This is a genomic window from Streptomyces yokosukanensis, from assembly GCF_001514035.1.
Lineage (GTDB): Bacteria > Actinomycetota > Actinomycetes > Streptomycetales > Streptomycetaceae > Streptomyces > Streptomyces yokosukanensis.
This window is the reverse complement of record NZ_KQ948209.1, coordinates 444,299-455,560: the sequence shown is the minus strand read 5'-3', so window position 1 is coordinate 455,560 and position 11,262 is coordinate 444,299. Positions and strand designations below refer to the sequence as shown.

Annotated in this window: 9 protein-coding genes and 1 tRNA gene; 2 read left to right on the top strand and 8 right to left on the bottom strand. The window is 69.4% G+C overall.

Annotated features, from left to right (window positions below):
• Positions 1-5 precede the first annotated feature (5 nt).
• The 7 genes from AQI95_RS11945 to galU form a co-directional block, all read right to left on the bottom strand.
• Positions 6-79, bottom strand: a tRNA-Ala gene (locus AQI95_RS11945).
• A gap of 123 nt (positions 80-202) precedes the next feature.
• Positions 203-1,486 (bottom strand): divisome protein SepX/GlpR, encoded by a 1,284-nt coding sequence (gene sepX, locus AQI95_RS11940; protein ID WP_208614145.1) that lies wholly within the window; start codon positions 1,484-1,486, stop codon positions 203-205.
• A gap of 187 nt (positions 1,487-1,673) precedes the next feature.
• Complete coding sequence (locus tag AQI95_RS11935) at positions 1,674-2,372, bottom strand: GNAT family N-acetyltransferase (RefSeq protein WP_244188711.1); 699 nt, start codon at positions 2,370-2,372, stop codon at positions 1,674-1,676.
• A gap of 26 nt (positions 2,373-2,398) precedes the next feature.
• On the bottom strand, positions 2,399-2,899 hold the full coding sequence (locus AQI95_RS11930; RefSeq protein ID WP_067121196.1) for a MogA/MoaB family molybdenum cofactor biosynthesis protein: 501 nt from the start codon (positions 2,897-2,899) through the stop codon (positions 2,399-2,401).
• Positions 2,896-3,375 carry a cyclic pyranopterin monophosphate synthase MoaC gene (gene moaC / locus AQI95_RS11925; RefSeq protein ID WP_067121194.1) on the bottom strand — a complete coding sequence of 160 codons (480 nt, stop codon included), beginning with the start codon at positions 3,373-3,375 and terminating at the stop codon, positions 2,896-2,898. Before moaC ends, AQI95_RS11930 begins: the two co-directional genes overlap by 4 nt.
• Positions 3,376-3,515: 140 nt before the next feature.
• On the bottom strand, positions 3,516-4,838 hold the full coding sequence (glp, locus tag AQI95_RS11920) for a molybdotransferase-like divisome protein Glp (protein WP_067121192.1): 1,323 nt from the start codon (positions 4,836-4,838) through the stop codon (positions 3,516-3,518).
• Entirely contained in the window at positions 4,835-5,746 is a 912-nt protein-coding gene (galU, locus tag AQI95_RS11915; RefSeq protein ID WP_067121190.1) for a UTP--glucose-1-phosphate uridylyltransferase GalU, read from the bottom strand. Before galU ends, glp begins: the two co-directional genes overlap by 4 nt.
• A gap of 133 nt (positions 5,747-5,879) precedes the next feature.
• Here galU and AQI95_RS11910 point away from each other — a divergent pair, with 133 nt between their 5' ends.
• Entirely contained in the window at positions 5,880-6,461 is a 582-nt protein-coding gene (locus AQI95_RS11910; RefSeq protein ID WP_079071210.1) for a 5-formyltetrahydrofolate cyclo-ligase, read from the top strand.
• Positions 6,462-6,603: 142 nt separating this feature from the next.
• Here AQI95_RS11910 and AQI95_RS11905 read toward each other — a convergent pair whose 3' ends face one another.
• Positions 6,604-9,429 (bottom strand): penicillin acylase family protein, encoded by a 2,826-nt coding sequence (locus AQI95_RS11905; RefSeq protein ID WP_067121188.1) that lies wholly within the window; start codon positions 9,427-9,429, stop codon positions 6,604-6,606.
• 217 nt (positions 9,430-9,646) lie between these two features.
• Between AQI95_RS11905 and AQI95_RS11900 the strand changes: the two genes are divergently transcribed.
• Positions 9,647-11,203, top strand: coding sequence for a potassium/proton antiporter (locus tag AQI95_RS11900; protein WP_067121186.1), 1,557 nt, complete (start codon positions 9,647-9,649; stop codon positions 11,201-11,203).
• Positions 11,204-11,262: the final 59 nt, after the last annotated feature.

Sequence of the window (11,262 nt, the reverse complement as noted above, 5' to 3'; positions counted from 1 at the left end):
GTGCGTGGACCTGAGGGGATTTGAACCCCTGGCCCCCTCGATGCGAACGAGGTGCGCTACCGGACTGCGCCACAGGCCCTTGCAACGAGTGAAACTTTAGCATCCCGATCGGGGTGCTTGGAAATCCGCTCCCTCACTGGTCACAGCGCGGGTTTCCGGAGGGGCGCTCACAGCTCGGGGCGCCCCGGCAAGGGAGGCGAGGTCACTCGTTGGCCGCGCGCGGGCGGTCGCCGTCCTCGTACTGATCGAAGAGGGGCGTGCGTCCACGCTCACGCGCCCGGCGCGCCGCGGCGGCACCAGGGGCTCCTCCGCGCGAGCGGCTCCGCGCGTTGGGCAGCGCGTCACCGCGGCCGTCCTCCCGCTTGCCCCCGGCCGCGGGCGCCTTCTCGTCCGCCCCGGCCTGCGGCGCCCGGCTCGACCCGCGCTCCGGCGCGACCGAGCTGGAGCGCGCCGAACTCCAGGTGTCAGGCGCCCCCAGATCCACATCGGACGTGGCACGCGGCGCGACCGGCGCGGTCACGTACGTCGGCAGCGGCACCGGCACCGGGTCCCAGCTGTCCCCGCCGGGCCGCCGCTGCCGCTCGCGCTGCTGATCGACCCACTCGGCGTGATCCGTCTGCTCGACCAGCGCGCGCCGGTCCGCGGCGAGCGCGGAGAGACCGGTGTCCGTGTGGGCGTCCGACGCCTCCTCCGATTCGTCCGCGCCAGGGCCCGCGTCGAGGGACGCACGCCGACGCGGCTGTCGCTCCCGCAACCTCTGCGCTGCGACCTCGGCACGCCGACGGTCCATCTGGTAGGCGAAGCGACGGCGTTCCTGGGAGCGCAGGTACGCGATGTACGCGCTGAGCAGCACGGCCGGTACTGCGGGCACCCACAGCAACGTAAGTCCGCCGATGGCGGCGGCTACAGCGCCCAGCGTGAAGCCGATGAAGAGCATCACAGTCGTGCGCCTGCGGCGCGCGAGCACCTTCGAGCGCCGAGCGCGCGCTGCCGCCGCCTGTGCCGAGGAGGCACGCCGTGCGGGCGACACCTGCTTCGGCGCGGGCGCGGAGCCGGATGCGGGCACCGGGCCGGATGTAGGCGCCGAGCCGGGTGGAGGCGCGGAACTGGGCGCGGGCGCGGACTTGGGCGCCGGTACGGCGGCCTGTTCGCGTGCCGGTTCCGTCCTCCTCGGCGCCCCGACTTGGTCGTCGGCGTGCACCTGCCGGCGGGTCGGAGGCATGGCAAAGGCTCGGACGTCCACCGAGTCGGTGACGGCGTCCGGATCGCCGGATTCCGGCTCCCCCTCCTGGGTGGAGCGCGCCCGCAGGTCCTTGGCGTACCGGCGCTCCATTCCCGCCTTACCGGACAGCAGCCGGATGGCGGTGCTGAAGCGTTCCGTCGGACGGGCCTCGTTCAGCTCGTCCTGCCTACGGAGCCACATCGGCACCAAGTAGGCGGCCCAGGCCCCGACAATGACTGCGTAGATGAGGCCGCTGCTGCTCACGTCTCACACCGTAGAGGGGTTTGCGTGAGGCCATCCGCCAATTGGGCCGGTGTGTCGCACGATCTGGCTGATATTTCCAGCATTTTTTGCGATCGATGCGATCAGCGAGCCGCCACGGCCGCGAATTTCAATGCCCCGAGACGGTCGACACTCGACCAATTTCGAACATGTATTCAATTTCTGAGGGCTAGGCGGGATTCCCCGGCGTGTTCTGGGGATTGCGCGCCGGGTCGGGTGCGCCCGGCGCCCCCGCAGCACCACCCGCGCCCTCTCCACCGGTCGGGCGCCCGGTGCGCCGCTCCGCCTGAGAGCGTGCCCGCTTCCACCGCGCGAGCAACCCGTCGGGCACCTCTTCCGCAGTGAGCGCGAACACCAGATGGTCGCGCCAGGCCCCGTCGATGTGCAGATAGCGCGGCCGCAGCCCCTCCTCGCGGAATCCGAGTTTCTCCACGACCCGGCGGCTCGGCCGGTTCTCGGGACGAATGCATACCTCGATGCGGTGCAGTCCGACGGTGTGGAAACAGTGATCCACGACGAGCGCCACGGCCGTCGGCATCACCCCGCGCCCGGCCACCGCCTCGTCCACCCAGTAGCCGATGTGCCCCGAGCACATCGAACCCCAGGTGATGCCGGCGACCGTCAACTGCCCGACAAGTCGGCCCTCGTGCTCGATGACGAACGGCAGCATCCGGCCCGCGTTGGCCTCGGAACGCAAGTGCCGGACCATCTGGCGATAGGTCGGGCGGTGCGCGATCGGCCCGCTCGGCGTGGGTGGCGGAATGGTCGCCTCCCAGGGGCGCAGCCAGTCCCGGTTACGCCGGTTCACCTCGCGCCAGGCCCGTTGGTCGCGCAGCCTTATCGGCCGGAGGACGACATCGCCGTCCACCAGCGCGACCGGCCATGATGGGCTGTTCAGCTCGCACCCCCACTACTGGGTCTGGGGTGGTCGCCGCCGCGGATCTGGTCGACGGCATGGACCAGCAAGGGCTCGAGCACGGCGAGACCGTCCTTCACCCCGCCCGTGGAGCCCGGCAGATTGACGATCAGGGTCCGCCCGGCCACTCCGGCCAGGCCTCGCGAGAGGGCCGCGGTCGGCACCTTCCCGCGCCCGAAGGCCCGGATGGCCTCCGCAATGCCCGGCACCTCGCGGTCGATCACCGCACAGGTCGCCTCCGGCGTACGGTCGGTGGGCGAGATCCCGGTGCCACCGGTGGTGACGATGACGTCGTACCCGGCGTCGACTCCTGCACGCAGTGCCGCCTCCACCGGATTCCCGTCCGGCACGACCTCGGGGCCGTCCACGTCGAAACCGAAGCCCTTCAGGCCGTCGGCGATCAGCGGGCCGCCCTTGTCCTCGTAGACACCCGCGGCAGCCCTGTTGGAGGCGGTGACCACCAGCGCGCGGTAGGTCATGCCCGGCTCCAGTCGCCCGACTTGCCGCCCGTCTTCTCTTCCACCCGCACGTCTGTGATGACCGCTCCCTTGTCGACCGCCTTGACCATGTCGATCACGGTGAGCGCGGCGACCGTCACAGCGGTGAGGGCCTCCATCTCGACGCCCGTACGGTCCGTCGTCTTCACGGTGGCCTGGATCTCCACGGCATCGTCCGCAACCGACAGATCCAGTTTCACACCGGACACCGACAACGGGTGGCACAGCGGGATCAGGTCCGGAGTGCGCTTGGCACCCATGATGCCGGCGATACGCGCGGTGGCGAGGGCGTCCCCCTTGGGCACCCCCTCGCCGCGCAGCAGCTCGACCACACGGGGCGAGACGAGGACGCGCCCGCTGGCACGGGCGGTGCGCGCGGTCACGTCCTTCCCGGATACGTCGACCATACGAGCCGCGCCCGCCTCGTCGATGTGTGTCAGTCCGTCCTGCGTACTCATGGTGTGCGCCGCTCCCGGTCCGGGCCCGTCACAGTGCGGTGCGCGGGCCTGTTGTGCGCGACACGGTACCGCCATGTCCGCGCAGGCACCGGCTCAGGACCCCGTGGGACCCGCCGCACACGCACGCGTGCGTGCGTGCCTCAGCCGAGCAGCACGACCTCCACCTCGGCGCCGGGCTCGACGGACTCCACGTCCTCGGGGAGGACGATCAGCGCGTCGGCGTGTGCCAGCGCCGCGATCAGATGCGAGCCGGAGCCGCCGACGGGCGTCACCTCGCCGTCGCCGTACACCCCACGCAGGAACTGCCGGCGCCCCTTGGGGGAGCGCAGCGCCTTGTCCGCCTTCAGGGCGGCCAGGGCCCGGGGCCGGTTCACGTCCGTGAGGCCCATCAGGGCACGGATGGCGGGACGGGCGAACAGCTCGAAGGAGACGTACGACGACACCGGGTTGCCCGGCAGGGCCAGCAGCGGTGTGTGGTCCGGGCCGATGGAGCCGAAGCCCTGGGGCTTGCCGGGCTGCATGGCGAGCTTGCGGAAGTCCACACCGCTGCCCGCCTCGTCCTCGTCACCGGCGTACGACAGCGCCTCCTTGACGACGTCGTACGCCCCCACGCTCACCCCGCCGGTGGTCACCAGCAGGTCGGCGCGGATGAGCTGGTCCTCGATGGTGGCGCGGAGGGTCTCGGCGTCATCGGCGACGGCGCCCACCCGGTAGGCGATGGCGCCGGCGTCCCGCGCGGCGGCGGTGAGGGCGAAGCTGTTGGAGTCGTAGATCTGGCCGTGGGCCAGTTCCTCGCCGGGCTGGACGAGTTCGCTGCCCGTGGACAGGACGACCACGCGCGGGCGCGGGCGCACGCGTACTGTGCCACGGCCGATCGCGGCCAGCAGCGCGATCTGCGGCGGGCCGAGGATCGTGCCGGCCTCCAAGGCGCGGTCGCCGGCCTTGACGTCGCTGCCCTTGGCGCGCACGTGCGCGCGTGCCTCGGCCGGGCGGTGCACGCGCACCTGCCCCTCGGCGCCCTCGGGGGCCAGACTGCGAGCCCGCATGCCGCTCACAGGCCCCTCGCCGAGCCCGCCGTCGGTCCACTCGACGGGGACCACGGCCTCGGCGCCGGGGGGCAGCGGGGCACCGGTCATGATGCGGGCGGCCTGGCCGGGGCCGACTCGGACCGGGTCGACCGCGCCCGCCGCGACGTCGCCCACGACCTCCAGGACGGCCGGGAACTCCTCACTGGCGCCCGCGACGTCCGCGACCCGCACCGCGTACCCATCCATGGAGCTGTTGTCGAACGGCGGCAGGGACACCGGCACCGTGACGTCATCGACGAGGATGCAGCCCTGGGCGTCGAGCAGTTGCAGCTCGATGGGTTCGAGGGGGCGGACGGTCTCGAGGATGTCCTCCAGGTGCTCGTCCACCGACCACAAGTGGTCCGGGCCGGCGGGGCGGGTCGCGGCGCTGCTCAAGATTGCTGCATCTCCTCGGCTACGTAACTGCGAAGCCAGGTCCGGAAGTCCGGGCCCAGGTCTTCACGTTCGCACGCGAGTCTGACAATGGCACGCAGATAGTCGCCGCGGTCGCCGGTGTCATAGCGGCGGCCCTTGAAGACGACGCCGTGCACCGGTCCGCCGACCTTCTCGTCCGTCGCGAGCTGCTGCAGAGCGTCGGTGAGCTGGATCTCGCCGCCGCGGCCCGGCTCGGTCTTACGGAGTATGTCGAAAATGTGCGGGTCCAGAACGTAGCGCCCGATGACCGCGTAGCTCGACGGGGCGTCCGCCGGATCCGGCTTCTCGACCAGTCCGGTCACCTTCACGACATCGGTGTCGCCGGTCTTCTCCACGGCCGCGCAGCCGTAGAGGTGGATCTGCTCGGGCGCGACCTCCATGAGGGCGATCACGCTGCCGCCGTGCTGCTCCTGGACCTCGATCATGCGCTGGAGGAGCGGGTCGCGCGGGTCGATCAGGTCGTCACCCAGGAGTACCGCGAAAGGCTCGTGACCGACGTGCGGGGCGGCGCACAGCACGGCGTGTCCGAGACCCTTGGGGTCGCCCTGGCGCACGTAGTGCATGGTCGCCAGGTCGCTGGACTCCTGCACCTTCGCGAGCCGTGCGGCGTCGCCCTTCTTCCCGAGCGCCGACTCGAGCTCGTAGTTGCGGTCGAAGTGGTCCTCAAGGGGACGCTTGTTGCGTCCGGTGACCATGAGGACATCGTCGAGCCCCGCCGACACGGCCTCCTCGACCACGTACTGGATCGCCGGCTTGTCGACGACCGGCAGCATCTCCTTGGGAGTGGCCTTGGTAGCCGGCAGGAACCGGGTGCCGAGGCCGGCCGCGGGAATGACAGCCTTGCTGATCCTGGGGTGCGACTGAGTCATGCCCGCAACCTTATCCGGTGCCTTTGTAGAGAAACTATGGCTCCGGTTGGTTGACCCTTTATGACTGCTTTCAAGAAGGGCGCGAGAACGACCAGTGGTACACGACGGACGCGCGAGCGAGCCTGACAAGCGAATGTTGCGCCGGGAGCTCCTCTCGGTGAGGAACAGGTTGACGGACGATGACGTCGACGAGACGGGCCGCGCGCTGGCGGAGCGAGCCCTGGAGCTGCCCGAGCTGGCGCATGCGCGCACGGTGGCGGCGTATGTCTCCGTGGGGAGCGAGCCCGGCACGCGAGCGCTACTGGACGCGCTGTGCGCGCGGGGCGTACGGGTCCTGCTCCCCGCGCTCCTGCCTGACAACGACCTGGATTGGGGCGAGTACGCGGGCTCGCACTCTCTCGCACGGGTCCAACACCGCGGGAAGATAGCGCTTTTCGAACCGCCCGGCGCACGCCTCGGCCCGGACGCCGTGACGGGCGCGGACGTCGTCCTACTGCCCGGGCTCGCGGTCGACGCGCGCGGGATGCGCCTGGGGCGCGGCGGAGGGTCGTACGACCGCGTGCTGGCTCGCCTGGAGCATGCGGGCGCACACCCCTGGCTCGTGGTGCTGCTGTACGACACGGAGATTGTCGCGCGCGTCCCGGCGGAGGCGCATGACAAACCGGTGCACGCGGTGGTGACGCCCTCGGGCGTGCGCCGCTTCCCGAGCGCTTGAACGGATGCCCCACGCTCCGGTGGGCGACACTGCGTGCCCACCACCAGCACGTCGCTGCCTGATACTGCGCTGCCCCATACAACGAAGCGGCCCTCCACGCGTGCGCGTGGAGGGCCGCTTTCCGTGCCGTGTTGTCAGCGGCTCACGGCTTGAGGACGAGTGAGTCGCTCGTACTTTCGTCGACCGCCTTGTCCGAGAACGACCAGGGCAGCAGCTCACCCTTGGCCCACAGGTTCGTCTGGTCCGTGTAGTGCGCGCTGAAGGCGTGCCCGGAGGCGCCGGTCAGGTTGATCCACTTGGACTTGTCGAGATCGGCCAGGTTGACGACCATCCGCATGGACGGCACCCAGACGACGCCGTAGCCGCCGGCTGCGTTCCAACCCGTCGCGTTCACCGTGGCCTCGCCGCCGCTGAGCTTCCAGGGGCCGCGGTTGAGGATGTACTGCAGCGCCTTGGGGCCGTCGGTGCCGAGCGTCTGGTTCTTCAGGAACAGGCGGTGCAGCCGGCCCCAGCTCCAGGTGTCGATGTCCTTGCCGAGCTTGGCGGTCAGCTCCCAGCGGGCGTCGATCATGGCGCGTGCGAACAGCTGGTCCATGTTGTTCGCCGCGGGACGGGTCCCCGACTTCGGCGTCTTCCACCAGTCGCTGTTCGGCTTGTCCATCAGGGTGCGCACGACCTCGAACCAGCGGTCCCCGCCGTCCGGCTGCGCCTGGTCGGCATCACGCTGGCCGCACTCGCGCACCTTGGCGTCGTCGTCGACCGGGCCGGTGCTGTCGATCTTGTCGACCGACAGGCACTGTCCCTTGACGCGCAATTCCTTGGGGAGCTTGTTGCCGAAGGCGAGCTTGAGAACATTGCGCCAGACGGCGTTGAAGTAGGCGGCCGCCGCGGAGTCGGCGTCCTGGGTGTAGTCCCAACCCTCAAGCAGCTTCTGCGCCTCGCGCACGTTCTTGTCGTCGAGGTTGATCTTCAGCAGCTTGGGCACCAGGAGCTTGGCGATCTCGCTGCTGTTGTCCAGCTGCATCTGCCGCATGTCGTCGGTGGAGATCTTGCCACCGTTCTTGATCTTGGACTCGATCAGGTCGGTGATGCGCTGGCTGCGCGTGCCGTAGCCCCAGTCGGTGGTGAGCGTGTACGGGTACTTGGCCTTGTCGACCACGGCCTGGTTGGCGGTGACGATGTAGCCGCGCTTGGGGTCGAACTCGTAGGGCAGCTCGTTCTGCTTGATGAAGCCGGTCCAGCGGTACTTCGAGTCCCAGCCGGGGGCCGGGATGGAGCCGTCGTCGACGGAGGAGCGTGTGGGGATCTTGCCGGGCAGGGTGTAGCCGATGTGGTCGTCGGTGTCGGCGTAGATCAGGTTCTGCGACGGCACGTCGAACAGGGCGGCAGCCTGCCGGAAGTCATTCCAGTCCGCCGCCCTGTCGATGGCGAAGATGGCGTCCATGGAGGTGCCCGGGTCGAGCGCGGTCCACCTCAGGGCGATGCCGTAGCCGTCACCGCGGTCGGGCGCGGCGGTGTTGACCGCAGCCTTCTTGCCGACCTGGACGAGTTCGTCGTCACGGTCGGACAGCAGTGGCATCCCGTCCTGGGTCTGGCGCACGACGATCGTCTTGGAGGCGCCGCCGGCGACCTTGATGGTCTCCTCGCGGGTCTTGAACGGCCGGACCTTGCCGTCGTACAGGTAGCCGTTCGCGCTCACCTTCTCCAGGTAGAGGTCGGTGACGTCCACCCCGGAGTTGGTCATGCCCCAGGCAATGTTGGCGTTGTGACCGATGATCACACCGGGCATTCCGGCAAAGGTGTAGCCGGTCACGTCGTACTGGCACTTACTGGAGACGCTGCGGCAGTGCAGGCCCATCTGGTACCAGACGGACGGCAGTGACGCCGACAGGTGTGGGTCGTTGGCGAGCAGCGGCTTCTTGGTGATCGTGTACTTCCCGGACACGACCCACGAGTTGGAGCCGATGCCCTGGCCGTTCACGCCGACGGCGGTCGGGACGTTGTCCAGAACCTTGTTGAGACCCGCCAGCTGGCTCGTGAGCGACGATCCGGTCGCGGAGGAGGTGGAGGAGCCAGTCGCGCCCGTCGTGCCCCCAGAGGCGCCTGCAGAGCCCGTGGCGCCGCCGGTCGTACCGGACGTGCCGGTGATGCCGGCGCCCTGAGAGGCGCCGGTGCCGCCGCCCTGTTGGAAGGACTTGGTCAGCTCGCTGTACTGGCCTTCCTGCACGATCGGCTTGTTACGGCTGTACGGGTACTCCGGGTACAGGTCCTGGATCTGCTGCGGGCCGAGCCGGCTGGTCATCAGGGCGCGGTCGATCTCGTCCTGCATGTTGCCGCGCAGGTCCCAGGCCATCGCCTTCAGCCAGGAGACGGAGTCGACGGGGGTCCACTTCTCCGGCTTGTAGTCGTTGCTGAAGCTCAGAGCGGCGTACTCCAGGGAGATGTCCTTGCCGTCCTTGCCCTGGAGGTAGGCGTTGACACCCTTGGCGTACGCCTGGAGGTACTTCTTCGTGGAGGCCGACAGCTTGGTGTCGTACTCCTGCTTGGCGACCCGGTCCCAGCCGAGGGTGCGCAGGAACTCGTCGTTCTTGACCTGGCCCTTGCCGAACATCTCCGACAAGCGCCCGGACGTCATGTGCCGGCGCACGTCCATCTCGTAGAACCGGTCCTGCGCCTGGACGTAGCCCTGCGCCATGAACAGGTCCTCGTCGGAGGACGCGTAGATCTGCGGAATGCCGTTGCCGTCCCGCTTGACGTCGACCGGCCCGGACAGGCCTTCGAGCGTGATCGTTCCCTTGGTCTGCGGGAAGGAGGCGCGGACGGTGCTGATCGACCAGTACGCCCCGTAGGCGATGCCTCCGATGATGGCCAGTACCAGCACCAGCACGATCAGTCGGGCTTTGCGCCCCTTCTTCCTGCCGGACTTGGCGGGCTTGTCACCCGTTGTGGCGGTGGTGTTGGGGGGCATCGCTGTCCTTGCTGTCCTAACGCGAGCGGCAGGTCGGGCTGTGACTTTGAATGAGCGCTGGAGCAACCATAGGCGCAGGGCCCTGTGCCGCTTGACGCGGAGTCGGGAACAAGCGCGTACGGGCGTTCGATCTTGACTCTATAAGCGTCAAGAAAGCGTCAAGAGTTAGGTAAAGTAACGAAGTACTTGGGTGCGGTGCGCCGCAGCCTCGGGTCTTGTGTACGTGAGCTCGCGCCCCCGGAGCGCGGGCCAAGGAAGGGAACCGCCGCTGACTGTTCACCATCTCAACCAGCTCTTGCTCGTCTGCTCCGTGGTCCTGCTCGTCGCCGTCGCGGCCGTTCGGATCTCCTCCCGCAGCGGGCTCCCCAGCCTGCTCGTCTACCTGGCGATCGGCATCCTCATGGGCCAGGACGGCATCGGCGGGATCCACTTCAACAGCGCCGCAGTGACCCAGGTCATGGGGTACGCGGCCCTGGTCGTGATCCTCGCCGAGGGCGGTCTCGGCACGAAGTGGAAGGAGATCAGGCCAGCCCTGCCGTCGGCCTCGGTCCTGGCGACCTTCGGCGTCGCCCTCAGCGTGGGTGTCACCGCGGCCGGCGCGCACTATCTGATCGGGCTGGAGTGGCGGCAGGCGCTCATCATCGGCGCGGTGGTGTCCTCGACGGACGCGGCGGCGGTCTTCTCGGTACTGCGCAGAGTTCCCCTCCCCGCGCGCGTGACGGGCACGCTGGAGGCGGAGTCCGGCTTCAACGACGCCCCGGTGGTCATCCTGGTCGTCGCCTTCTCCACGGCGGGCCCGGTCGAGCACTGGTACGTCCTGCTGGGCGAGATTGCTCTGGAGCTGGCCATCGGCGCCGCCATAGGGCTCGCGGTCGGCTGGATCGGCTCCTGGGGGCTCAGGCACGTGGCCCTGCCCGCGTCCGGCCTCTACCCGATCGCGGTCATGGCTATCGCCGTCACGGCGTACGCCGCCGGCGCCCTGGCGCACGGCAGCGGCTTCCTGGCCGTCTACCTGGCCTCGATGATGCTCGGCAACGCCAAGCTCCCGCACTGGCCGGCCACGCGCGGCTTCGCCGAGGGGCTCGGCTGGATCGCCCAGATCGGCATGTTCGTCCTGCTCGGCCTGCTCGTCACTCCGCATGAGCTGGGCGACGACATCTGGCCGGCTCTGGTCATCGGGCTGGTCCTGACCATGGTGGCCCGCCCGCTGAGCGTGATGCTCAGCCTGGCGCCGTTCCGTGTGCCGTGGCAGGAGCAGACGCTGATGTCGTGGGCGGGACTGCGCGGCGCCGTGCCCATCATCCTGGCCACCATCCCCATGGTGAACGGCGTCAGCGGCAGTCATCGCATCTTCAACATCGTCTTCGTGCTGGTCGTGGTCTACACCCTCGTCCAGGGGCCGACCCTGCCCTGGCTCGCGCGCAAGCTGCGCCTGGGCGAGCAGGGCGAGGCGTCCGACCTCGGCATCGAGTCGGCGCCCCTGGAGCGGCTGCGCGGGCATCTGCTGTCCATCTCGATCCCCGAGGGCTCCCGGATGCACGGGGTGGAGGTCAATGAGCTGCGCCTGCCGCCAGGAGCCGCCGTCACCCTTGTCGTCCGCGATGAAAAATCGTTCGTTCCGCTCCCCACGACCGTGCTGCGCCGAGGCGACGAGCTGCTCGTCGTCGCGACCGATCCGGTGCGCGACGCGGCGGAACGGCGCCTGCGCGCGGTCGCCCACGGCGGCAAGTTGGCAAGTTGGCTCGGCGCGAACGGAGCGAGCAGCGCGCGTTAAGAGAGCGTTCACCAGGTTCACATTCCGTGAAATCCCAGGTGTCCACCCCCGTGGTGCTC

Excerpts from the sequence above, each read along its gene's own strand:
- AQI95_RS11930 (WP_067121196.1), bottom strand. The coding sequence starts at position 2,899 with ATGACCTACCGCGCGCTGGTGGTCACCGCCTCCAACAGGGCTGCCGCG.
- moaC (WP_067121194.1), bottom strand. The coding sequence starts at position 3,375 with ATGAGTACGCAGGACGGACTGACACACATCGACGAGGCGGGCGCGGCT.
- galU (WP_067121190.1), bottom strand. The coding sequence starts at position 5,746 with ATGACTCAGTCGCACCCCAGGATCAGCAAGGCTGTCATTCCCGCGGCC.
- AQI95_RS11910 (WP_079071210.1), top strand. The coding sequence starts at position 5,880 with ATGTTGCGCCGGGAGCTCCTCTCGGTGAGGAACAGGTTGACGGACGAT.
- AQI95_RS11905 (WP_067121188.1), bottom strand. The coding sequence starts at position 9,429 with ATGCCCCCCAACACCACCGCCACAACGGGTGACAAGCCCGCCAAGTCC.